20 protein-coding genes and 1 tRNA gene are annotated in these 22,724 nt (G+C 43.7%); 12 read left to right on the plus strand and 9 right to left on the minus strand.

What is annotated here, in order from left to right; translation table 11 throughout:
- Nucleotides 1–10: 10 nt before the first annotated feature.
- From SKC35_RS08460 to SKC35_RS08485, 6 genes are all read right to left on the minus strand, one after another.
- Nucleotides 11–529, minus strand: coding sequence for a DUF3341 domain-containing protein (locus SKC35_RS08460; protein ID WP_269001431.1), 519 nt, complete (start codon nucleotides 527–529; stop codon nucleotides 11–13).
- Nucleotides 530–562: 33 nt separating this feature from the next.
- Nucleotides 563–1,963 (minus strand): NrfD/PsrC family molybdoenzyme membrane anchor subunit, encoded by a 1,401-nt coding sequence (nrfD, locus tag SKC35_RS08465; protein ID WP_377978972.1) that lies wholly within the window; start codon nucleotides 1,961–1,963, stop codon nucleotides 563–565.
- Between the two features lie 30 nt (nucleotides 1,964–1,993).
- A complete protein-coding gene (locus tag SKC35_RS08470; RefSeq protein WP_377978973.1) occupies nucleotides 1,994–5,041 on the minus strand; it encodes a TAT-variant-translocated molybdopterin oxidoreductase in 3,048 nt (1,015 codons plus the stop codon).
- A 45-nt stretch (nucleotides 5,042–5,086) separates the two neighbouring features.
- Entirely contained in the window at nucleotides 5,087–6,295 is a 1,209-nt protein-coding gene (locus SKC35_RS08475) for a cytochrome c3 family protein (RefSeq protein WP_377978974.1), read from the minus strand.
- 215 nt (nucleotides 6,296–6,510) lie between these two features.
- A tRNA-Cys gene (locus tag SKC35_RS08480) sits at nucleotides 6,511–6,584 on the minus strand.
- A gap of 501 nt (nucleotides 6,585–7,085) precedes the next feature.
- Entirely contained in the window at nucleotides 7,086–8,312 is a 1,227-nt protein-coding gene (locus tag SKC35_RS08485; RefSeq protein WP_377978975.1) for a metallophosphoesterase, read from the minus strand.
- A 50-nt stretch (nucleotides 8,313–8,362) separates the two neighbouring features.
- On the opposite strand from SKC35_RS08485, the gene SKC35_RS08490 reads away from it, so the two are divergent.
- On the plus strand, nucleotides 8,363–9,157 hold the full coding sequence (locus SKC35_RS08490; protein WP_377978976.1) for a Rossmann-fold NAD(P)-binding domain-containing protein: 795 nt from the start codon (nucleotides 8,363–8,365) through the stop codon (nucleotides 9,155–9,157).
- A 233-nt stretch (nucleotides 9,158–9,390) separates the two neighbouring features.
- Here SKC35_RS08490 and SKC35_RS08495 read toward each other — a convergent pair whose 3' ends face one another.
- On the minus strand, nucleotides 9,391–10,581 hold the full coding sequence (locus SKC35_RS08495; protein WP_377978977.1) for a M20 metallopeptidase family protein: 1,191 nt from the start codon (nucleotides 10,579–10,581) through the stop codon (nucleotides 9,391–9,393).
- Between the two features lie 135 nt (nucleotides 10,582–10,716).
- Here SKC35_RS08495 and SKC35_RS08500 point away from each other — a divergent pair, with 135 nt between their 5' ends.
- Together SKC35_RS08500 and SKC35_RS08505 are read left to right on the plus strand one after the other, a co-directional pair.
- On the plus strand, nucleotides 10,717–11,232 hold the full coding sequence (locus tag SKC35_RS08500; protein ID WP_130894781.1) for an HNH endonuclease: 516 nt from the start codon (nucleotides 10,717–10,719) through the stop codon (nucleotides 11,230–11,232).
- Nucleotides 11,229–11,969 (plus strand): DUF2520 domain-containing protein, encoded by a 741-nt coding sequence (locus SKC35_RS08505; RefSeq protein ID WP_377978978.1) that lies wholly within the window; start codon nucleotides 11,229–11,231, stop codon nucleotides 11,967–11,969. The genes SKC35_RS08500 and SKC35_RS08505 overlap by 4 nt, the downstream gene beginning before the upstream one ends.
- Here SKC35_RS08505 and SKC35_RS08510 read toward each other — a convergent pair.
- Nucleotides 11,962–12,420 (minus strand): hypothetical protein, encoded by a 459-nt coding sequence (locus tag SKC35_RS08510; RefSeq protein WP_377978979.1) that lies wholly within the window; start codon nucleotides 12,418–12,420, stop codon nucleotides 11,962–11,964. The two genes, SKC35_RS08505 and SKC35_RS08510, sit on opposite strands and share 8 nt — an antisense overlap.
- 96 nt (nucleotides 12,421–12,516) lie before the next feature.
- Here SKC35_RS08510 and prfA point away from each other — a divergent pair, with 96 nt between their 5' ends.
- Complete coding sequence (prfA, locus tag SKC35_RS08515; RefSeq protein ID WP_130894784.1) at nucleotides 12,517–13,587, plus strand: peptide chain release factor 1; 1,071 nt, start codon at nucleotides 12,517–12,519, stop codon at nucleotides 13,585–13,587.
- Between the two features lie 358 nt (nucleotides 13,588–13,945).
- Here the strand turns inward: prfA and SKC35_RS08520 are convergent, their stop codons facing one another.
- Nucleotides 13,946–14,977 carry a sensor histidine kinase gene (locus SKC35_RS08520; protein ID WP_377978980.1) on the minus strand — a complete coding sequence of 344 codons (1,032 nt, stop codon included), beginning with the start codon at nucleotides 14,975–14,977 and terminating at the stop codon, nucleotides 13,946–13,948.
- A gap of 57 nt (nucleotides 14,978–15,034) precedes the next feature.
- On the opposite strand from SKC35_RS08520, the gene purB reads away from it, so the two are divergent.
- The 8 genes from purB (at nucleotide 15,035) to trpB (ending at nucleotide 22,723) form a co-directional block, all read left to right on the plus strand.
- Nucleotides 15,035–16,390, plus strand: a complete 1,356-nt coding sequence (purB, locus tag SKC35_RS08525; protein ID WP_377978981.1) for an adenylosuccinate lyase — start codon at nucleotides 15,035–15,037, stop codon at nucleotides 16,388–16,390.
- A 220-nt stretch (nucleotides 16,391–16,610) separates the two neighbouring features.
- A complete protein-coding gene (locus SKC35_RS08530; protein WP_377978982.1) occupies nucleotides 16,611–16,994 on the plus strand; it encodes a VOC family protein in 384 nt (127 codons plus the stop codon).
- 189 nt (nucleotides 16,995–17,183) lie between these two features.
- Nucleotides 17,184–18,593 (plus strand): anthranilate synthase component I family protein, encoded by a 1,410-nt coding sequence (locus tag SKC35_RS08535; RefSeq protein ID WP_377978983.1) that lies wholly within the window; start codon nucleotides 17,184–17,186, stop codon nucleotides 18,591–18,593.
- Nucleotides 18,594–18,597: 4 nt separating this feature from the next.
- On the plus strand, nucleotides 18,598–19,161 hold the full coding sequence (locus tag SKC35_RS08540; RefSeq protein WP_377978984.1) for an anthranilate synthase component II: 564 nt from the start codon (nucleotides 18,598–18,600) through the stop codon (nucleotides 19,159–19,161).
- Nucleotides 19,162–19,163: 2 nt separating this feature from the next.
- Nucleotides 19,164–20,153, plus strand: a complete 990-nt coding sequence (trpD, locus tag SKC35_RS08545; RefSeq protein WP_377978985.1) for an anthranilate phosphoribosyltransferase — start codon at nucleotides 19,164–19,166, stop codon at nucleotides 20,151–20,153.
- Between the two features lies 1 nt (nucleotide 20,154).
- Nucleotides 20,155–20,937 (plus strand): indole-3-glycerol phosphate synthase TrpC, encoded by a 783-nt coding sequence (gene trpC / locus SKC35_RS08550; protein ID WP_377978986.1) that lies wholly within the window; start codon nucleotides 20,155–20,157, stop codon nucleotides 20,935–20,937.
- 2 nt (nucleotides 20,938–20,939) lie between these two features.
- Complete coding sequence (locus tag SKC35_RS08555; RefSeq protein ID WP_377978987.1) at nucleotides 20,940–21,533, plus strand: phosphoribosylanthranilate isomerase; 594 nt, start codon at nucleotides 20,940–20,942, stop codon at nucleotides 21,531–21,533.
- A gap of 2 nt (nucleotides 21,534–21,535) precedes the next feature.
- A complete protein-coding gene (gene trpB, locus SKC35_RS08560; RefSeq protein WP_130922719.1) occupies nucleotides 21,536–22,723 on the plus strand; it encodes a tryptophan synthase subunit beta in 1,188 nt (395 codons plus the stop codon).
- The last annotated feature ends 1 nt before the right edge of the window (nucleotide 22,724 follow it).

The following is a 22,724-nucleotide window of genomic DNA, read 5'->3' on the forward strand; positions in this document are numbered from 1 at the left end:
ATTCGTTTAATTATTTAACATTTACTTCGATCGCTCCAGACTCTTTCAAGGCTTTCTTGATATCAGCTGCACTTACTTTGTTTTTATCTACATTGATAGCCATCACAAATTTATCATCTGTCGTACGGATATCTAATGGAAGAGTCTTGTTACCTGGCCATAAATCATTCGAGATACAGAAAGTAGATACAAGGCCAAAAGCCGTGAATAATACCGTTCCTTCAAAGGCAATTGGAATCCAGTTAGGCAGTGCAAAGAAATCCTTACCACCAATGATCATAGGCCAATCGAATACCATCGTGTAGCTAATCAATGAAAAGGCACAGATCATTCCTAAAGTACCGAACATAAAGGCAGCGATAGGTAAACGTGTACGCTCATGTCCTACGGCTACGTCTAATCCGTGAATTGGAAATGGAGAATATACATCTTCTACTTTGATTCCTTTCGCTTTCACTTCGCCTACAGCGTGTAAAACCTCATCCTCATCATCGTATACTCCCAAAATGTAGTTAGTTGTCGAACTCATATTGTTTTAATTTCGAATTTGCTTAATAGAAAATTACTCCTCTGTTTTTTTAGTTGGCTTAATACGTTTGATCGTAAATTCTGTCGAAACGCCTTTCATTACGGACTTAACCTCCGCCATATTTACCACCGGTAAGTATTTAGCGAACAAGAAGAATAACGTAAAGAATAAACCGAATGAGAAGATGTAATCACCGATATCATACATTGTGGGAGAGAACATCGCCCAAGATGATGGTAAGTAATCACGGTGTAAAGACGTCACGATAATAACGAAACGCTCGAACCACATACCTACGTTTACTACGATTGATAAGAAGAACGAAACCATCAAGTTCGTACGGATCGCTTTAGACCAGAACAACTGTGGAGAGATTACGTTACACGTCATCATCATCCAGTAAGCCCACCAGTATGGACCTGTCGCACGGTTAATGAACGCATAGCTTTCATATTCCACACCTGAGTACCAAGCGATGAAGAATTCAGTTAAATAAGCGATACCTACTACTGAACCTGTTACTGTGATAACGATGTTCATCATTTCGATATGCTCAATCGTGATATAGTCCTCTAATTTGAAAACCACACGAGTGATTAACAATAGCGTTTGTACCATCGCGAAACCTGAGAAGATTGCACCCGCTACGAAATATGGAGGGAAGATTGTCGTGTGCCATCCTGGGATAACAGACGTTGCAAAGTCCATGGATACAATCGTATGTACAGAAAGTACAAGAGGAGTAGAGATACCTGCTAAGATTAAAGACATGTATTCATAACGTGCCCAAGTCTTAGAAGAACCTGTCCAGCCTAAGCTGAAGAAACCATACCAGAATTTACGTCCTGCTGTCGTTGCACGGTCACGAATCGTTGCCAAATCCGGCACAAGACCCATATACCAGAACAATAAAGAAACAGATAAATACGTAGAGATCGCAAAAACGTCCCATACTAACGGAGAGTTAAAGTTAACCCATAAAGAACCGAAAGCATTCGGAAGTGGTAAAGCCCAGTGAGCTAACCATGGACGACCCATGTGCGCTAAGATGAACGATGCAGCACAAAGTACGGCAAAGATCGTCATCGCTTCTGCTGAACGGTTAATGGATGTTCTCCATTTTTGACGGAACAATAATAATACGGCAGAAATCAACGTACCCGCGTGACCGATACCAACCCACCAAACGAAGTTAGTGATATCCCAAGCCCAACCTACGGTCTTATTTAATCCCCAAACGCCAATACCTTGCCACCAAGTGTAGAAAAGGCAATAAGCACCATAAATGAATACAAGGACAGAGATACCGAATGCAATTTTCCATTCTTTGGTAGGTTCTCCCTCTACTTGCTTGCAAATATCGTGGGTAACATCGGAATAAGATTTTCCACCAGTAACTAGTTTCTCTCTTATGGGTGATACAACGTGCGACATATTTTTATTTACTGTTTTACGATTAAAAAATTATGCTTCTTTCTTAGCATCCTTGTTACGAACTTTCTTCAAGTAAGAAATATTAGGCTTCACGTTAATCTCTTCGATTACGTGGTAAGCACGTCCTTCTTTCTCTACTAATAACAATTTAGAGATCTCAGATGCTGGATCGTTCATATCTCCAAATGTAATCGCGTTCGTAGGGCAAGATTGAGCACAAGCTACTTGAATTTCTCCATCTACTGGACGACGTTTTTCTTTCTTCGCTTCTAACTTACCAGCTTGAATACGTTGAACGCACATCGAGCATTTCTCCATTACCCCACGAGAACGAACTGTTACGTCTGGGTTAATCACCATACGTCCTAAGTCGTTATTGAAGTTGAAATCAAAGTCATCAGTTTGGAAATAACGGAACCAGTTGAAACGACGCACTTTGTATGGGCAGTTATTTGCGCAATAACGTGTACCAATACAACGGTTATACGTCATTTGGTTTAGACCCTCTGTCGAGTGAGTCGTTGCTAATACTGGACAAACAGTCTCGCAAGGAGCGTTGTTACAGTGTTGGCATAACATTGGTTGGAAAACTACCTCTGGATTATCAGATGCAATTTCTAAACCTTTCAAATCTTCTACCTCCGCATCAGAAGAGTAGTAACGGTCGATACGCATCCAGTGCATCTCACGACGGTTAATAACCTCTTGACGACCTACAACAGGAACGTTGTTTTCTGCGTTACATGAAACCACACAAGCAGAACATCCTGTACAAGTATTCAAGTCGATCACCATACCCCACGCGTGGTTATTGTATTCGTGACCGTTCCAAAGCGTTAAATCAGTCGCATCTTTTTCTCCTTCAGACGTTTTCACTCGCGGAGTGAAGCTTCCTGCTTTTGCATCTTTCGCAAAGTCAGCTAACACCGTTTCTTGAACGACTGCTTGACGTGCCATCACCGTTTGGTGTGTTTGCGTTTGAGCGATATCTTTTGTTTCGCCAGTTGCTGTGATAGAAACACCTTGTGTACATGTTCCTACACAAGCTCCATTGATTTCAGAAATGAATGGATAAGCATTTACACCCACACCGTCAGCAGACTTACCTGCTTTTGTGCGACCATAACCGATCGCAATAGCGATGGTATCTTGAGCTTGGCCTGGTTGAACTAAAACCGGAAGAGATACTTTGTATCCTTTCGCGCTTACTTCCACTACATCACCTTGCTTTAATTTTAATTTAGTCGCAGTTGGTTGCGAAATAGCCGCATAATTGTCCCAACATGCTTTAGAAACTGGCTCAGGGAATTCTTGCAACCAAGGGTTGTTTGCTTGAGAACCTGTACCTAAACCTACTTTTTCGTATACGGTAATCTCTAAACCAGTAGAAGAAGCCGTATATGCTTTGCTAATTGCTGCAGCTGATGCATTCACATCAACAGATGGGCTAGCAGAAGAAACGGTAGCAGCTGTTGGTTCAAACACACCTTCGTGAAGTGCATTGTTCCAAGCTACTTTACCACCTTTTAAGATGTTTTTCTCCCAGTTGCTCTCTAAGTAAGCTGCAAAATCAGCTGACAAACCTGCCCAAGTTAAGAAACTTGATTGTGCTTGACGTGTTTTGAAGATCGTAGAGATCGTAGGTTGTGTTAATGAGTAGAAACCAGCTTTAGGCTCTGCATCATTCCAAGATTCTAAGAAGTGTGAATCTGGTGCGATGAATTGACATAAGGAAGCCGTCTCATCTGCGCGATCGTTTGTTGCTAAGCTGAGACCAACCTTCGGAAGAGCAGCTGCAAGAGCGGCACCCATTGGGTGGTTGTAGACTGGGTTTGCATTGTAGAAGATAACGGCTGCAATTGAGCCAGCGCCAGCTTCTTTAATGAAGTTAGCCATCGCCATGTCGTTACCTTGACGGTAGTTAACAGCTAAGCCAGTATTGATCGTTGTGCCATAAGCGCCTACTAAAGCGTTTGTAGCAGCAATAATTTTTTGAACCTCTGGATCATTCGAACCAGCCACGATGATAGAAGCCCCTTTTGAAGCGACTAAATCCTTCGCTGCTTTCTCTAAGTGATCTACTTTAACCGATGCACCTGCGATAGTCGCTGCTCCAGTTAATTTAGCCACCGCATTATACAAAGCAACCGCTACTAAACCCTCTTGAGATGGTTTGTAAGCGGCACGGTAATCTGCGTTAGCACCTGTGTTAGAAAGTATGGTCTCGAATTGGTAGTGACGAGACATGTCTTTTTTGCCACCTTTTTCTGAGCTCACACGGCGAGTAATCGCCCATTGTGCAGCAAATTCAGTAGGAGCAATCCAAGAACCTAAGAAATCAGCACCTACCGAAACAATAGTTTTTGCTTGGCTGAAATCAATATTAGGTAAAACGCCACCGTGTGCTTGTGTTAAACCATAAGCTGGGTTTGCGTCATAGGTAATGTGTTGTGTTGTTGGGTATTTCGCTGCGAAGTCTGCAATCACTTTCTTCGTAGTAGGAGAAAGGATGGTATTAGAAATGATGCGGATTTGACCACCTTTGGCAGCCACCTCTGCTAATTTCGCAGTGAAATCTTTATCTAAAGAAGTCCAATCAGTCGCTTTACCAGCAGCTTGAGGGCCTTTTAATTTTTCATTATCATATAGACTCAAAACAGAGGCATGCGCACGTCCAGAAAGAACACCTTTCGAGATAGACGATGATTTGTTTCCTTCGATTTTGATCGGACGACCTTCACGAGTCTTTACTAAGATAGAAGCATAGTCGCCTCCGTCTGTGTAAGTAGACGCGTACCAGTTAGCGATTGTAGGTTCTACATCTTCAGGCTTGTTCAAGTAAGGAATGGTATTCTTTACCGGAGACTCGCAAGCTGCTAAAGAAACAGCTGCAACGCCGAAACCTAACATCTTTAGAAAATCACGACGATGAGTCCCTGCTCCATCTACTAAAGAATCTCCTTTAGCATCCGTTTCAGATGGCATATTGCCAAACTCATTGTGGATATTTTTGACAAACGATGGCTCATTGGTTAACTCCTCAATCCCTTTCCAATACCTCTTGTTCGAATTTTCCATATAATCTTTCTTATTCAGACTAAAATTGAATCTATTTAATTTCTATTAATAGTGACACTTAGAGCACTCTAAGCCACCGATGTTTTGCACTTTCAAAGGAGTTTTGCTGTCCTTGTTGTGAACCTCAACTAATTTGTCGTAGTAAGCGTTACCTTTTGCATTCACGTCTGTTTGACGGTGGCAATCGATACACCAACCCATCGTTAAAGATGAACGTTGCTCCACTACTTCCATTTTTTCGATTTCACCGTGGCAGTTTTTACACTCTAAGCCACCTACGTTTGTGTGTTGTGAGTGGTTGAAGTACGCCAAATCAGGTAAGTTGTGTACACGCACCCATTGAATAGGCTCGTCTTTCTCTAATGCTTTGTAGATTTTTTGAATCTCTGGAGACTCACGCTTAATTGCGTTGTGGCAGTTCATACAAATGTTTGCCGACGGAACGTTAGCTCCTTTACCCTCGTAAACACCTGTGTGGCAATAGTTACAGTTGATTTGGTATTGACCTGCGTGTAATTTGTGCGAAAATTTGATCGGTTGCTCTGGTGCATATCCTTGGTGGATACCTACACCATAGGCTGCATCAATCGTTGCTTTACCGCCTAATAATAAGACCAAAACGATTATTCCTGTCTTCACCGCAGAATTGGCTGCTAAAGACTTAGCATTCTCCGATACTCTTTCGAAAAAAGACTTGCTTGGATCTGCTTCAGCTGCCTTCGATAATCTGCTTAATGAATTAACGATAGAAAGTAAAGCAATTAATACGATGACCATAATGATTAATAATCCTACCAAAAGCACTTCCATCATTCCTCCAGACGATTGAGCCGCTGGAGCTGCTGCACCTGCTGCTGGAGCTGCACCTGCTGCCGGAGCCGCTGGAGCTGCATTAGAGGCATCAATGTAAGCTACTATACCTTTAATCTGAGCTTCAGTAAAGTTCGGATAAGGAGTCATAGCTGCCTTGTTAAACTTGTTGTATAAGTCGTTTGCATACTTGTCTCCAGAAGCAATAACAGCTTGTGGATTGTGTACCCATTTAACGATCCATTCGATAGGGCGACGGCCTGTAATGTCCTTTAAACCAGGACCTACTAACGTTTCGTCGGAAGTGTTGTGACACGCCGCACAGTTGTTTTTAAATAGTGTTTCACCTTCTGCTGCATCTTGTGCAAACGTCGCTGTCGTAGCAGCGACTAGGAATAAGAAGGAACATAGAAACTTAACGAGAGTAAATTTTTTGCAATACATAAATATAGATTTTCTCATTTTAATTCAGTCCGCAAAACTACAATCCGATTTTTTAGGAAACAATTAATTACACATTCATTTTTTGTATTTTTTTAATTGAATTAATTATTTAGAATTTTTCAAAATAAGCCCATTGGAAACAAATTGAACTATTTTTAGAAAATTTTGTATAATGCGGGAGGGCATAAAAAAAACCTTCCGGATGGGAAGGTTTTTGGAGGTTTCGAGCGGATTCGAACCGCTGTAGAAGGTTTTGCAGACCTCTGCCTAGCCACTCGGCCACGAAACCAATTAATTGGGATGCAAATTTAGCTTTTTTTAATAAAGGAGCAAAGTTCTGATTGAAAAAAGTATTTAGTAGTCAGTATCCAGTAGCCAGTCGTCAGTCCGAAGGGAATGAGTCCGAAGTGGAACATTCACCATTTACCACTTACCATACACTATCTCTGCTCTCTACTCTATGCTCTCTAATCTAGTTGGCAGTCGTCAGTCCGGAGGGAATGAGTCCGAAGTGGAACATTTACCATTCACCATCTTTACTCTCTACTCTACTATCTCTACTCTATTCAGTTGACAGTCGTCAGTCCGGAGGGAATGAGTCCGGAGTACACATTCACCATTTACCACTTACCATTCACCATCTTTACTCTCTACTCTACTATCTCTAATCTAGTTGACAGTCGTCAGTCCGGAGGAAATGAGTCCGAAGTGGAACATTTACCATTCACCATTTACCATTCACCATCTCTACTCTCTTCTCTCTACTCTATAATCTCTAATCTTAAAAGAGTTAGGAAAGCGTAAAAACTGAAATCTCCGGCGGCATACCCACTCTACCCGGGTACCCTAAATAGCCGTATCCGCGATTCACATAGATTTGTTGTTCTCCTTCTTGGTACAAACCTGCCCATTGCTTGTACACATACTGAGCTGGAGACCAGCGCATTTCGGCGATTTTAACGCCAAACTGTGTACCATGTGTATGGCCCGCAAACGCCACATCGATGTCGTGGTATTTTTTAGTGACCTCCGCATTCCAGTGGTTTGGGTCGTGAGATAAAAGGAGTTTGGCTGATGCTTCTTCTGTTCCTTTGTGCGCTTTCTCTAAGTTGCCGTACCAAGGGAAGCGGCCTAATCCGATGTTTTGGACACCTATAATAGCTAGCTTTTCGCCCGATTCCTCTAGGAAACGGTGCTCATCCATTAAGAGATCCCAGCCCATTAATTCGTGGGCCTTCATCAAGTCCTTAAGGTTTTGTTTTTTAGCTGCAGGGCTGCTCCAACGCACGTAATCGCCGTAATCGTGATTTCCTAAGGTACTGAAAACACCTAAAGGAGCTTTGACCTTATTAAAGACATCGAAGTAATTTTGTACCTCTTTGGACTCATTATTGACTAAGTCCCCTGTGAAGAAAACCACATCCGCTTTTTCACGCATTAGCATCTCTACACCCCCTTTAACGGCGGTCTTATTGAAGAATGAACCCGTGTGTATGTCGGAAATTTGAGCAATTTTAAGGCCCTTGAAGGCAGAGGGTAAGCCTTTGATTTTTAAGGGAATGTGTTCCACTGTATAGTCATGGGCCCCGGAAATAATGCCAAAAGCAAAGGTCGCTGCCGGAACTGCTCCCACAGCCAAAGCTGCTTGAGACAAGAACTCGTGACGACTGATGGCGCTAGGATCTTTCTTTAATACTTTTTTGGTCCCCCAACGGAAGAAACGGGTGATATCTTCTATCAACAAGAAGATAATAATAAACAGTTTAGTGATAACGGAAATCATCACCATCGCCATAAAGGTGATTCTGATTTCATTTTTCCAGGCATGTAAGGGAAGCGCATTATATGAAATAATACCTAGCAAAATGAAGATCGTAAATCCCCAAAAGGTATATTTTGCTGTGTTTTGCATGCTTTGGCGAGCATTTCGAAAAGCGGTTTTGACCGCCATCCAAACGTAATAGTCCAACGCGATTAACACAATACTGATAAAAGGCACAAAAAACATTTTATTCATAGCACTTAAACTATCTTTGCGATTCAATTGTTCCAAAGGTGCAAAATTACATGAAAAAGACGATAAGTATTTACGGGGGCGGTTGGGTAGGCGCACCATTGGCATTTAAACTGGCTTTAGCGGACTTCGATGTGCGCGTTTCAGCTTCCAGTGTTCATCAGCAAGCCGCTCATCCGAAAATCAAGGTGTTGGATTTTAGAGCAGAGCCTGATATGCCAGCAGAAAATTGGTCATCGATGAATGATTCAGAAGTCCAAATTTGGGCTATTCCTCCGCGCCGCAAGAAAAATGCAGAAGAAACCTATCTCGCAATTTTGCAAGATTGGGTTGATAATTTGCCCGTAGGATCAGCTAAAAAGCTCATCTTCCTTTCATCGACTTCGGTCTACTCAAACGTGTCTGATACAGTCGATGAAAATTCAGGCATTAATGAGGATTCTTTGATGGCCAAAGCCGAAGCCATCGTCTCCTCCTCGAAAATCCCATCTGTCATCTTGCGTCTAGCAGGCCTTATGGGTGGAGATCGTTATGTGGCTAAGTATTTCTCTGGCAAACGGAATGACGGAGCAAATTGCCCTATCAACTATGTACACAAAGATGACGTAGTTGCTTTGATTGCCCTAGCCGCAGAGAAAATTGATTCAGGTATTTACAACATAGTGGCTCCTATTCATCCGACGAAAGGAGAAGTAGGCGAAAACGACATCGAACGTCGCGGAATGCCAGCAGGCTACTGGGATTATTCGGTTTCTTGCTTAGGCGGGAAAGTAGTTTCGGGCGATAAAATCTGTGACGAATTGAATTATGAATTCAGATGGCCGGATCCGCTGGAATTTCCAATATAAATTGGAAATTCTAGAGTAGAGATAAGAGAGTATAGAGAAGAGATAATGATGAATGGTAAGTGGTAAATGGTGAATGATTTTTAGAACTAGCTTATTCTCGCTGAATCGATTTAGAGAGTAGAAATAAGAGAGTATAGAGAAGAGAAAAGAAGTGGATGTTGCTTAAGGTTTTGCTTAGACCTAATCAGAAAATATTTGTGTAACAACCTTTTCGATTAGGTCTAAGCAAAATGTTAAGCTTCCAATTCTTTCACTGCGAGCCACGCCATTAATCCAGGTCCTATTGTAAGCGAGGCTTCATCAATATCAAACGTCGGCGTATGCACCCCGCTCGTAATTCCACGTTCATCATTGCGTACCCCTAAACGGTAAAAACACGCATCCACATGGTGTGTGTAGAAAGCGAAATCTTCGCCTGCCATCCATAGATCAAGATCAACGACATTTTCGGCGCCCATATATTCGATAGCAGCAGCTTTTGAGCGACGCGTAAGTTCTGGGTTATTCTGTAAGAATGGATACCCTTTTAAGACCTCGAATTCAGCACGTCCGCCCATCGCATCAGCGATTCCTTCGGCGAGTTTTTTCATCTTTTCTAATCCTTCAGCACGCCAGGTTTCATCCATAGCACGGAAAGTGCCGGCGATGTTCACTTCGTCAGGAATGACATTTGTGGCTCCTAGACCTTCGATTTTGCCGAATGTCAATACCGATGGGAGTTTCGGGTTTTTGTTTCTCGAAATGATTTGTTGCATTGCCACGATAATGTGGGAAGCAATGACAATGGGGTCTATGCAGGCGTCTGGCATGGCGCCGTGGCCACCTTTACCAATCACCTTAATATATAATTCGTCTGTGCTGGCCATGTACATTCCTTCGCGGAAACCGATTTTTCCGACGGGAACATTGGTGGCAACGTGTTGGCCAAAAATGCTCGCCGGAGTCGGGTTTTGTAGGGCGCCTTCTTTAATCATGATACTCGCGCCACCGGGGGCCTTTTCCTCGGCGGGTTGAAAGAGTAATTTGATGGTTCCTTCGAATTCTCCGCGGATTTGTTGTAGAATGTGAGCGGTTCCTAAAAGGGACGCTGTATGAACATCATGTCCACAGGCGTGCATGACGCCGGAGTTTTTGGATTTATAGGGAACGTCGTTAGTCTCTTGAATGGGAAGGGCATCCATGTCAGCACGAAGCGCTACGACTCTACTGTCCGGATTTTTTCCTTTGATTTCGGCGATGAGGCCGGTATTGGCAATTTTTTTGGCCTGAATACCCATCCGCTCTAGTTGTTCTAAGACGTAGGCTTGCGTTTGAAATTCCTGATAGGAAAGTTCTGGATTCGCGTGAATATGGTGGCGATTGACCAGTGTGTCAGGGGTGATTTCAGCGGAAAGCTGCTTGATTTTTTCCAATAATGTGGACATGGGCATTGGGTTAATTTATGCAAATCTACGAAATAGGACCTAATTCCAGGAATTCTTAACAAAAAAGCAATGCTATGCGCTTCATTTTCAGTCGATTATTTTTTAAATTGATGTGCAAATTAAACCGGTTTGTCTATGGCTCAGAAAGTGTTGGTTTTGAATCAAGATTACAGTGCGTTGACTATTTGTTCGATGCCGAAGGCCTTTCTTTTGGTCTATCTCAACAAGGCAGAATTAGTGGCTGAATCCACCACTGCAAAATTGCACTCTGTTTCTAAAACGTTTCCTTATCCTTCGGTCATTCGTTTGCAGCGTTATGTCTATTTTCCGTTCAAAGGGGTGATGTTAAATCGCCAAAACATTTTGAAGCGAGACAATCATACCTGTCAATATTGTGGTTCGAAAGACTTCTTGACGATGGATCATGTATTGCCCAAATCACGTCAGGGGCGCACTTCCTGGGATAATTTAGTTACTGCCTGCAAGTATTGTAATTCAAAGAAGGGGTATATGACACCGGAGGAAGCGGGAATGGTTTTAGCACGCCAGCCATTTAGGCCATCTTTTGTTATGTTTTTGCGAAATTTTTCTGGAATTTTGGATCAACAATGGGCGCCGTTCGTTGGGGCTAAACTGGAGACCACCACATGAGTTTTAAAATATCGTTTATCGGTGCAGGAAACGTTACCTGGCACATCGCAAAGGCCTTAGAAAATGCCGGAAATTCTGTTCAAGAAGTCTTCAGTCGAGAGCCTTCCAAGGCAAAAGACCTCGTTTCCTATTTATACAATGCGAAAGTGCACGAAGATTTAGATTTTTCGGAATCCGCAGCCACCGTCTTTTTTCTTTGTGTTCCAGAGGCAGCCTACCCTGAAGTATTGAAGGAATTATTATTGCCAAAATACGCGACCCTAATCTTGGTTAGTGGCACATTTTCGCTGGCAGAGGCTAATTTGTTATACGATCCATCGCGCGAAAGCACGAATCAAATGGGGGTGTTTTTTCCAGTACAACATTTGGAATCAGGTCGTCGTATTAAACTAGATCAGATGCCTATCTGCCTAGAAGTGATGGTAGAAGAGACGCAAAATACCTTAGTAGCCTTGGCAAAAGACATCACGGATGCAATGTACTTAGTGAATGGGGAAGAACGTAAAAAGATACACAAGGCGATGCTTTTGGCTGGTGTATTAACCCAAAACCTGTGGTCCCACGCTCAAGAATTATTGCAATCAATTGAATTAGAACCTAGTTTGTTACACGGACTAGTCCAGCAACATGTACAGGCTTTCTTCACCGGTAAGCCACTTTCGAAGGAAATTTCGGATCCTCATTTACGTGAAGTGAATTTTCAAATCAACCAAATTCTGGAACGCAACCTTATTTAATCAAGGGGCGGTCCATATTTTGAATCACGATGTTTTTTGCGAATCCCAGGACGGTAATTTTACCCGTTTCTGAAGGATAGAAATAGTATAAGCTGTCGCCAGCGGTATTTTTTTGAATAGAAGGTGGGATGTCCTGTTTTTGGCCTAATGAATAATCCAAGGCATCCATTATCTGGATCATCTTCGCATCTTTAAATGACGCTTTTAGTAACACAGGAGCGCCTACGCGAACTGAAATCTGAAGTGCTTTCGTCGCACTATCTAGTTTGGAAGCCCCTTTTGATTGAATTTCTTGTCCCCACGCATCCACCTGATTGACGATATCTTGTGGTAAAACACGCTTCACTTGTTTGGATTTCATCTCCTTAACGACCGCTGCGGTATCTAAGCGTTTGGTAAAATCGCAGGCAGACAGAGCGAAAAGGGCAAAAAGGAGTATTGCGTATTTCATAGAATTAGGGGATGAACACAAAGGTATTCCAAACTAGCGCAAAGGGCAATGAATTTAATTACTATCTTTGCAACGATTTTTTTAACCCAACATGTTATGCTGGAGCAGCTAGAGGCCATCCGAGAAAGATTTTTAGAAGTAGAACAACAAATTGCGATGCCAGAAGTGGTGTCCGACTTGAAGAAATTCAAGACCTTGAGTAAAGAATACAAGGATTTGCAAAAGATCGTAGACCAGTATTTGGCCTACCAAAACTTGTTAGGCTCCATCGAGGAGGCTAAACAAGTGATCGCTACGGAAAAAGACGAAGATTTTCGCGACATGGCGAAGGCGGAATTAGAAGAGTTAGTTCCAGCAGAAAAAGAAATGCAAGAGGTTCTAAAGGAGATGTTAATCCCTCGTGACCCGAACGATTCCAAAGACTGTATCCTCGAGGTTCGCGCCGGAGCAGGTGGTGATGAGGCATCGATTTTTGCAGGAGATATCTTCCGCATGTACCAGCGATACGCGGAGAAAATGGGTTGGACGTTCCAAATCATGGACTTCACCGACGGTACCGCAGGTGGTTACAAAGAGATTATCGCGTCCGTTCAGGGCGAAGATGTATATGCCAAAATGAAATTTGAATCCGGGGTTCACCGCGTTCAACGTGTTCCAGCAACGGAATCAGCGGGTCGTATCCACACTTCTGCAGCTACAGTGGCTGTGATGCCTGAGGCTGATGAGGTCGATGTGCAGATCAATATGAACGATATCCGTAAGGACACCTTCTGTTCTTCTGGAGCGGGTGGTCAGTCTGTAAATACAACCTATTCAGCCGTTCGTGTGACCCACATTCCATCCGGTTTGGTGGTACAGTGCCAGGATGAACGTTCACAAATCAAGAACTTTGACAAAGCGATGACGGTTCTCCGTTCTCGTTTATATGAAATTGAATTAGCTAAACGTAACGCCGAGATTGCCGGAAATCGTAAGTCGATGGTAGGTACAGGAGACCGTTCGGACAAAATTAGAACGTATAACTATCCCCAAGGCCGTGTGACAGATCACCGTATCGGCTTAACCGTATATAATCTTCCTGTCGTAATGGACGGTGAAATTGGTGATTTTATCGAGCAATTGAGGATAGCGGAGAATGCGGAGAGGTTGACTGAAGGGGCGGTTTAATTTTTTTATTGTGGCTAAAAATGGCCTACGTCATATTTTATCGCCACAATAAAAAATTTAAACTCTTGGTAAAAAATGCAAAATGGGCTGCGTCCTATTTTTCGCAAAAAGTACTTTTAAACCTTACTGAAGAGCTAAAATATTTTGAGTATTTCAATACTCATAAAAAATGGGGACGTCTGTCCCCATTTTTTATTCCACATCTATACTCTATAATCTCCTATCTCCACTCTTTATCCTTCTTCCTGAATTCATACAAAAAGGGACGCATTGGGTCCCTTTTTGTATTCCACCTTTGTGCTTTTTGCTTTGTTCTTTGTGCTTTGTTAGAACGAGCTATATAAAAGGCCTTTGCCTTTTATATAGCTCGTTCTAACTTAAAGCTAAAACTCGTCCCTTTATCCACCTTCGAAAGCACTGTTATTTTACTGCCGTGGGCTTGAACGATGTGTTTTACGATTGAAAGGCCAAGGCCGGTTCCGCCGCTGAGTTTAGTGCGGCTTTTGTCGATTCGATAGAAGCGTTCGAAAATACGAGGTAAGTGTTTTTCAGGGATGCCTGGACCGTTGTCTTTTACGGTGATCAGGTAGGCTTTTTTGCGGTCTTCAATGGTAACAGTCACTTTTCCGTCTTGATTACCGTATTTGACTCCATTGTCTATTAGATTAACCAATACTTGTTGAATACGCTGAGCATCCGCTTTTACGTCGATGGCCATATCCGTGCAAATTAATTGTAAGGAGACCCCGCGCTTTTTTGCTTTGCCTTCTAATTGATCAAAGATATCTTCGATAAGAGGTCTAAGGTTAATGCGTTTCTTTTCAATTTTAATGGCACCGGTTTCAATTTTAGAAACGGTCAATAGATCTTGTACTAAAACATCGAGGCCGTCTAAACTTTTGGCGGCTTTTTCGAGGAATTTTTGGCGTATTTCTGGTGTTTCGTCCGGATTGTCTAAAAGGGTGTGAACGAATCCTTGTGCGGCGAAAATGGGTGTTTTAAGTTCGTGGGATACGTCTGCCAAAAATTCTTGGCGGTAAACCGCGGCTTTTTTCAACTCCTTTACTTCGTCCTCCGTGGTGGAAACGTAGGCGGTAAGTTCTTTCTTTAAGAGTTCGATGGGGTTCTCTTTTTGGACTAACTGCTTACGAGAAATTAAGGGGAAGTTCTTCTTTTTGATCTGCTTAATTTGGTCATATAACTCATTAACCTCCTTGAAAACGAGGTTGTCTAAGGCAAAAAAAATCAAGATGGATCCAAAAATCAACACACTGATAAAGGCGACAAAAAGTGTGGCAGAATCAGAGTGCGGAAGGAAGGAAATGAATGCGGTTGCCACCCCAGCGATGACAAAGGCTAAAAGGATGGAAAGGTAGCGGGGACTTAGCATGCTTGAAATTACGGATAATTTTTAAATTGTTGTACCTTTGTGCTTTGATAAGATCGCATGGAATTAAATTTATTGACTGCCATTTCTCCGGTTGATGGTCGTTACCGCAAACAAACCGCCGCACTAGCTCCTTATTTTTCTGAATTTGGATTGATCCAATACCGGGTGCGAGTTGAAATTGAATACTTTATTGCGTTATGCGAGATTCCTTTGGCCCCTTTAAAAGGCTTTCCTAAGGATCATTATGTGGCATTGCGTGCGATGTATACGAACTTTACGGAGGCGGATGCTACTTGGATCAAGGATACCGAAAAGGTGACAAACCATGACGTTAAGGCGGTAGAGTATTTTATCAAAGACCGGATGTTAGCCCTGCCTGGCGATATGAGCCCCTTTGTGGAGTTCATTCACTTTGGCCTAACGTCACAAGATATTAACAATACAGCGATTCCATTATCGATCGCTGAAGCTCATCGCGAGGTGATTTTACCTGCTTACCAAGCAGTGGTGGCGACTTTAGACGCTTATGCAACCGAGTGGAAAGAGATTCCTTTGTTAGCGCATACCCACGGACAACCGGCTTCTCCTACACGTTTAGGAAAAGAAATCAAGGTATTTGTGGAGCGTTTGAACCGTCAATTAGACTTATTAGCGCAAGTGCCTTTTACGGGTAAATTTGGTGGAGCGACCGGTAATTTCAATGCGCACCAGGTTTCATTCCCAGAAATTAATTGGCCACAATTTGCGGCGAAATTGCATGCTGATTTAGGAATTAAGCGTAGTCAATACACGACCCAAATCGAGCATTACGATAATTTAGCAGCCTATTTCGATGGCTTGAAGCGTTTAGATACAATCTTGATTGACTTGTCCAGAGATATTTGGCAATACATTTCGATGGGGTATTTCAAGCAAAAGATTAAAGCAGGAGAAATCGGATCTTCGGCGATGCCTCACAAGGTCAATCCGATTGACTTTGAAAACGCGGAGGGAAATTTAGCGATGGCGAATGCTTTCTTTGAATTCTTGTCAGCGAAGCTTCCGATTTCGCGTTTACAACGCGACTTGACGGATTCGACGGTATTACGTAATGTGGGAACGCCTTTGGCGCACGTCGTGATCTCTTTGAATTCCTTGCAACGCGGTTTAGGTAAGTTAGAATTGAACAATAGCAAAATCCAACAGGATTTAGAAGATAACTGGGTGGTCATCGCGGAGGCAATCCAAACGGTATTGCGACGTGAGGCATTCCCTAAACCGTATGAGGCATTGAAAGATTTGACGCGCCACCACGGAAAGATTGACCAAGCTGTTTTTCACGCATTCATTGACGGATTAGCCGTTTCGGACGCGATTAAGGCAGAATTGAAATTAATCTCACCGTTTAACTTTGTAGGCCGCGACGAAAAGTAAGCCGCAACCCCTGATACAAGATACTGATAAGATTAGAGATAATAGAGTAGAGAGTATAGATGGTTAATGGTAAGTGGAGAATGTTCCCCTCCGGACTCATTCCCTCCGGACTACCGACTAAACCCCTCCGGACTCATTCCCTCCGGACTACCGACTAAACCCCTCCGGACTCATTCCCTCCGGACTACTACCCACTGCCCACTGAAAACTGCCCACTGTTATGAACCACCGCCTCATGCACATCGCCCTCGTGGTAGCCGATTACGACGAAGCCATCGCTTGGTATACCCAGAAATTGGGTTTCACTTTAGTGGAAGATACCGTTTTGAGTGACGTCAAACGTTGGGTGCTGGTTCAACCATCTGGCGAAGGTTCTTGTCAATTATTGTTAGCGAAAGCGGCGACGGACGAACAAAAATCGAGAGTTGGTAATCAGACCGGAGGACGCGTATTTCTGTTCTTGCATACGGATGATTTTGAAAGGGATCATGCGAATTTGATCGCTCAGGGCATTACGATTGTACGCGGTCCAAGTGAGGAAGAGTATGGTAAAGTGCTCGTATTCGCCGATTTATATGGAAATTTGTGGGATTTGATCGGTTAAAATTTTGATTTTACAGATTTCACTCTACATTTGTATCAAATAACAACACAATGACAAAAGCAACATACAACAAAAACTGGTGGCAAGGATAACAATCCCTGAACAGTTTCGCTGTGTGTACATGATATGTTTACTAAAGGCTTGCTGTTCAACAGTAAGCCTTTTTTTATTAATTTTGCCCTTTGAAACATGTCTAGCATAAATATTCGAACTTCGCGGAAAACACTTTTGGCAGATACACTGACGCCAATCGGAATCTTTTTGAAGATTCGCAAAAACTATAAAAACTCTGTCATCCTAGAATCGGCAGATTACCACGGTAAGGAACATGGCTTTTCGCACATTGCCTTTGATCCCGTGGCGCGCTTCGAGTTAACGGATTCGAAAGTCACTCAAACATTTCCAGACGGAACGCAAGAGAACTTCAACTTAGCGAATCGCCACGATGCGGTAGCGGCGTTGAAGAGCTTTGCGGATCGTTTTGATTTTAAGAAGGAAAAGGGAGATTCGCCCATGGCGAATGGGCTTTTTGGCCATATCTCCTATGATGCGGTGACCTATTTCGAGGATATCGATATTCAGGCGAAAAACCCCGAATCAGAAATTCCCTCTATCCGTTATTATGTATACCGTTATGTGGTGGCGGTGAATCATTTTAACAACCAAATGAGCCTATACGCGCATAGCTACGATGGTTCTGAGCCTAGCTTTGATACGATTACCTACCTGTTAGACATGCCGCATTATGCGACTGCGTCATTCGCTCGTCAAGGGGAAGAGGTGAGTAATTTAACGGAAGACCAAACACGTGAAATCGTCAATACCTGCATCAAACACTGTTTGCGCGGAGACGTTTTCCAAATCGTACCTTCCAGACGTTTTGCCCAAAAGTTCCAAGGCGATGATTTTCAAGTCTACCGTGCCCTTCGCTCGGTGAACCCGTCGCCGTATTTGTTCTATTTTGATTACGAAGAATACCGGATTTTTGGAGCCTCTCCAGAGAAGCAGATCAAAATCGAGGGTTCAGTCGCGGAGATTCATCCGATTGCAGGCACGTTCAGGCGTTCTGGCGATGATGCACGCGATGCGGAATTAGCCCAGGCTTTGATCGCGGATCCGAAAGAGTCGGCGGAGCACGTGATGTTAGTGGATTTAGCCAGAAACGATTTAAGCCGTTCGGCAGACAATGTGAAAGTGGAGACGTTCAAGGAGGTTCAATTCTTCTCGCACGTGATTCACTTGGTTTCTAAAGTAACAGGGCACTTGCAAAAAGGAGTGAATCCATTACAAATGGTGGCGGATACATTCCCGGCAGGTACTTTAAGTGGTGCGCCGAAGCACAATGCGATGACGATTATTAACCGCTTGGAGCCGACTAATCGGGCTATCTATGGTGGGGCGATCGGTTTTATGGATTTCGAGGGTAATTTCAATCACGCCATTGCGATCCGTACGTTTTTGAGTAAAGGAGATACCTTATTTTTCCAAGCGGGCATGGGCGTAGTCGCTAAGTCCGTGGTGGAAAGTGAGATGCAGGAAATTCACAATAAACTAGCCGCCTTGCGCAGAGCATTAGAGGTAGCAGAAAATTTAGCCTAAGGATATGAAAGTTTTAGTGATAGATAATTACGATTCCTTTGTGTACAATTTGGTCTACCTGTTGAAGGAATTAGGCGCGGACGTAGACGTGTTTCGCAATGATAAAATTTCCCTAGAGGAAGTGGGTAAATACGATCAAATCTTGTTGTCGCCGGGTCCAGGGATTCCATCGGAAGCAGGGATTATGATGGATTTATTGAAGGAATATAAGTCGACCAAAAAAATTCTAGGCGTCTGCCTGGGTCATCAGGCGATTGCGGAGGCTTTTGGCTCTCATTTAAGCAATATGGGTGAGGTATTACATGGCGTGACCACGGAATGTGTGGTGACGGATCCGACAGAACGCTTGTTCTTAGGTATTCCCTCCCGTTTCGAAGTATGCCGCTACCACTCGTGGACGGTAGTTCCATCGACGATGCCGAGTGAGCTAAAGATTACGGCGCAAGATGACAAAGGTTTTGTATTAGCGGAGGCACATTCGAAATACGATGTGCGCGGGGTGCAATTCCACCCGGAGGCGTTTTTAACGCAACACGGATTGCAAATGATTAAAAATTGGATGAAATAAAAATGAAGAATATATTAAATAGACGGGCAGCGGGAGAGGCGTTATCAGAAAACGATGCAAGAGAGATATTGCTGCGTATTGGGCAAGGAGAAATAAATCCAAGTCAAATCGCCGCATTTTTATCCTCTTATTGGTTCAATCCGATTCAAGTCGATGAGCTGAAAGGGTTTGTTTCGGCGATGATGGAATTAGCCATCACGGTGGATCTTTCGGAATTTGATGCCATGGATGTGTGCGGAACGGGTGGTGATGGGAAAGATACCTTTAACATTTCGACGACTTCCTCCTTTATCATTGTAGGTGCCGGCCAAAAAATCGCCAAACACGGTAATCACGGCGTTTCCTCTTCGGTGGGATCGTCGACGGTGTTGGAGTTTTTGGGATTGAAATTTAATAATGACCCGAAGATCTTGAAACGCAAGATGGAAACGGCGGGAATGTGCTTCTTGCACGCACCTCTTTTCCACCCAGCGATGCGCTTCGTGGGCCCTATCCGCAAGGAATTAGGGATGAAGACTTTCTTCAATTTGTTAGGACCTTTATTGAATCCTGCCAAAGTCAATAAGCAAATCTCCGGCGTCTATTCGCAAGAAGCGTTCGCCTTGTATGAAGGATTTTTTGCCGGTTCTGGCAAGCAATATGGCATCGTTTATGCGGAAGATGGTTACGACGAAATCTCACTAACCTCTGCTTTCCGTTTAACCACTCCCGATGGAGCTTCGATTTACAATCCGGGCGATATCGGCTGCGAAGTGGTAGCGCAATCTGAATTGTTTGGCGGTTCTACGGCGGAGGCATCTGCGAACATGTTGTACAGAATTTTGCAGCGCGAAGGCACGCCCGCACAAACGCAAGCGGTTTTAGCGAATGCAGGAGCTGGTTTGTTTGTAGCAGGTAAAGCGGGCAGTCTAGTGGAAGGATATGCTTTAGCGAAAGAATCCCTAGAAAGTGGTCGGGCTTTCCAGGCGTTCAAGAAATTTATAATGGATTAAGATGAGCATATTAGACCAAATTATAGCCACCAAAAGACAGGAAGTCGCCGCTTGCAAAGCACGCACCACGACTGCTCAGCTCGAAAAACAGGGGTTTTTCGCGCGCGCTTGTCATTCTTTGTCGATGTCTTTAGTTCAGCCGGCTTCCACGGGAGTCATTGCTGAATTCAAGCGTAAATCTCCCTCGAAAGGCATCATCAATGACCGTATGGGTGTGGATGTGGTGACAAAAGGTTATGTGGAGGCGGGTGCAGCCTGTTTATCGGTGTTGACGGATGAGTCCTATTTTGGAGGAACTTATGCTGATTTTGATTTAGCACGTCGCACGAATCCGAATACGCCTATTTTGCGCAAAGACTTTATGATCGATGCATACCAAATCATCGAAGCAAAGTCCATGGGCGCTGACGTGGTGCTCTTAATCGCGGCGGCTTTAACTCCGGCGGAAATCAAAACATTAGGAACCCTAGCGCGTTCATTAGGTATGGAAACTTTGCTCGAGGTACACGATCAAGAAGAATTGGATCGTTCGCTAGGAGATTATATTTCCGTGGTAGGAGTGAATAACCGGAATTTGAAGAATTTCTCGGAGCAAAATGTGGAGGCCTCTAAGGTTTTGGCATCCAAAATACCGTCCCAATTCGTCAAGGTTTCTGAGAGTTGCATTTCGGGTCCGGAGATCATAACAGAATTAAAGACCTACGGTTACCGAGGTTTCTTGATAGGCGAAAGCTTTATGAAGACTGATAACCCAGGAAAAGCCTTAAGCGACTTTATCAACTAGGTATGAAGTGGAAAGTATGTGGCATGCGGGAACCAGAAAATATCCAAGAAGTGGCGGCTTTAGGGCCAGACTTTATGGGCTTTATTTGGGCACCTAAATCGCCGCGTTACGTAGGACCTGATTTTGTCATCCCGGCTTTACCTGCAAAAACGAAGGCGGTAGGTGTTTTTGTCAATGAAACGACGGACAACATTATCACCTTGTCTAAAAATGCCGGATTCTCGGTCGTGCAATTACACGGAGAAGAGGGCCAAACACAAATAGAAGCCTTACAAGCTGCCGGATTACAGGTCATCAAGGCGATCAGTGTGGGCTCAGTGAAAGATCTCGATCTGATAGACAAGCCTGATTTCTATTTGTTTGATACGAAGAAAGGGGCTCAGGTAGGTGGAACGGGAGAACATTTTGATTGGTCACTTTTAACGCAGTATAAATTAGATATCCCCTATATTTTAGCCGGCGGGTTGCGGGCAGGGGATGTGGAAAAGGTGAAGGATTTTCCGGGCTTATATGCTTTGGACTTTAATAGTAAACTCGAAATACGTCCCGGATTTAAGGATATCGAGCAAGTGAAAGAACTAGTAAAACAGCTATAATTATGTCATTTAATGTAGATGAGCGTGGGTATTACGGAAGTTTTGGCGGGGCCTTTATTCCAGAAATGTTATACCCGAATGTCGAGGAATTACGTTCCCGCTATTTAGACATTATCGCGGAACCCTCTTTTCAAGAAGAATTCCACGCCTTATTGAAAGATTACGTGGGTCGTCCTACGCCGCTTTTCAAGGCAGAGCGTTTGTCTGCGAAATACAACACGAATATCTACTTAAAGCGAGAAGATTTGTGTCACACGGGGGCACATAAGATTAATAATACGATAGGCCAAATCCTCGTAGCTAAACGCCTAGGCAAATCAAAAATCGTAGCAGAAACTGGCGCTGGACAACACGGCGTGGCTACAGCAACGGTTTGTGCCTTGATGGGTATGGAATGTATCGTTTATATGGGTGCCATCGACATCGAAAGACAAGCGCCTAACGTGGCGCGTATGCGGATGTTAGGAGCACAGGTAGTTCCAGCCACTTCCGGTTCAAAAACCTTGAAAGATGCCACAAACGAGGCGATGCGTCACTGGATTAATCATCCGGTAGATACCCATTACATCATCGGTTCGGTCGTAGGACCACATCCTTACCCGGACATGGTCGCTCGTTTTCAAGCGGTTATTTCTGAGGAGATTCGTTTTCAATTACAAGAAAAAGAAGGCCGTGATTACCCAGACTACGTCATTGCATGTGTAGGTGGTGGATCTAATGCGGCGGGTGCCTTTTACCATTTCTTAGATGAGCCTCGCACGGCATTGATCGCGGCGGAGGCTGCAGGTTTAGGCGTAAATTCTGGTCATTCTGCAGCGACTACTTTCTTAGGAAAGCCAGGCGTCTTACATGGAAGCAAGAGTTTATCGATGCAAACGGAAGATGGCCAGGTAATCGAACCTTATTCGATCTCTGCTGGCTTAGATTACCCTGGAATTGGACCTATGCATGCGCATTTGTTCGAATCAGGTCGCGCCACTTTTTACGGAGTGACGGATGAGGAGGCGCTAGTGGCTGCCGTGGAATGCTCCCAGTTAGAGGGAATTATTCCCGCTTTAGAGACGGCACATGCTTTGGCCGTATTCGAAAGATTGCAAGCTAAGCCGAATGAAATCGTGGTCGTTAATGTGTCCGGAAGAGGGGACAAAGATTTAGCGACTTACCAAAACCGTTTAAAATTGAATGACTAAG

Origin of the sequence: Aquirufa originis (assembly GCF_042714495.1) — a bacterium.
GTDB lineage: Bacteria > Bacteroidota > Bacteroidia > Cytophagales > Spirosomataceae > Aquirufa > Aquirufa originis.

What these genes read in the sequence shown, in the direction of transcription:
- SKC35_RS08460 (WP_269001431.1), bottom strand. Translation starts at nt 529, where the DNA reads ATGAGTTCGACAACTAACTACATTTTGGGAGTATACGATGATGAGGAT.
- nrfD (WP_377978972.1), bottom strand. Translation starts at nt 1,963, where the DNA reads ATGTCGCACGTTGTATCACCCATAAGAGAGAAACTAGTTACTGGTGGA.
- SKC35_RS08470 (WP_377978973.1), bottom strand. Translation starts at nt 5,041, where the DNA reads ATGGAAAATTCGAACAAGAGGTATTGGAAAGGGATTGAGGAGTTAACC.
- SKC35_RS08475 (WP_377978974.1), bottom strand. Translation starts at nt 6,295, where the DNA reads ATGTATTGCAAAAAATTTACTCTCGTTAAGTTTCTATGTTCCTTCTTA.
- SKC35_RS08485 (WP_377978975.1), bottom strand. Translation starts at nt 8,312, where the DNA reads ATGAATAAAATGTTTTTTGTGCCTTTTATCAGTATTGTGTTAATCGCG.
- SKC35_RS08490 (WP_377978976.1), top strand. Translation starts at nt 8,363, where the DNA reads ATGAAAAAGACGATAAGTATTTACGGGGGCGGTTGGGTAGGCGCACCA.
- SKC35_RS08495 (WP_377978977.1), bottom strand. Translation starts at nt 10,581, where the DNA reads ATGTCCACATTATTGGAAAAAATCAAGCAGCTTTCCGCTGAAATCACC.
- SKC35_RS08500 (WP_130894781.1), top strand. Translation starts at nt 10,717, where the DNA reads ATGGCTCAGAAAGTGTTGGTTTTGAATCAAGATTACAGTGCGTTGACT.
- SKC35_RS08505 (WP_377978978.1), top strand. Translation starts at nt 11,229, where the DNA reads ATGAGTTTTAAAATATCGTTTATCGGTGCAGGAAACGTTACCTGGCAC.
- SKC35_RS08510 (WP_377978979.1), bottom strand. Translation starts at nt 12,420, where the DNA reads ATGAAATACGCAATACTCCTTTTTGCCCTTTTCGCTCTGTCTGCCTGC.
- prfA (WP_130894784.1), top strand. Translation starts at nt 12,517, where the DNA reads ATGCTGGAGCAGCTAGAGGCCATCCGAGAAAGATTTTTAGAAGTAGAA.
- SKC35_RS08520 (WP_377978980.1), bottom strand. Translation starts at nt 14,977, where the DNA reads ATGCTAAGTCCCCGCTACCTTTCCATCCTTTTAGCCTTTGTCATCGCT.
- purB (WP_377978981.1), top strand. Translation starts at nt 15,035, where the DNA reads ATGGAATTAAATTTATTGACTGCCATTTCTCCGGTTGATGGTCGTTAC.
- SKC35_RS08530 (WP_377978982.1), top strand. Translation starts at nt 16,611, where the DNA reads ATGAACCACCGCCTCATGCACATCGCCCTCGTGGTAGCCGATTACGAC.
- SKC35_RS08535 (WP_377978983.1), top strand. Translation starts at nt 17,184, where the DNA reads ATGTCTAGCATAAATATTCGAACTTCGCGGAAAACACTTTTGGCAGAT.
- SKC35_RS08540 (WP_377978984.1), top strand. Translation starts at nt 18,598, where the DNA reads ATGAAAGTTTTAGTGATAGATAATTACGATTCCTTTGTGTACAATTTG.
- trpD (WP_377978985.1), top strand. Translation starts at nt 19,164, where the DNA reads ATGAAGAATATATTAAATAGACGGGCAGCGGGAGAGGCGTTATCAGAA.
- trpC (WP_377978986.1), top strand. Translation starts at nt 20,155, where the DNA reads ATGAGCATATTAGACCAAATTATAGCCACCAAAAGACAGGAAGTCGCC.
- SKC35_RS08555 (WP_377978987.1), top strand. Translation starts at nt 20,940, where the DNA reads ATGAAGTGGAAAGTATGTGGCATGCGGGAACCAGAAAATATCCAAGAA.
- trpB (WP_130922719.1), top strand. Translation starts at nt 21,536, where the DNA reads ATGTCATTTAATGTAGATGAGCGTGGGTATTACGGAAGTTTTGGCGGG.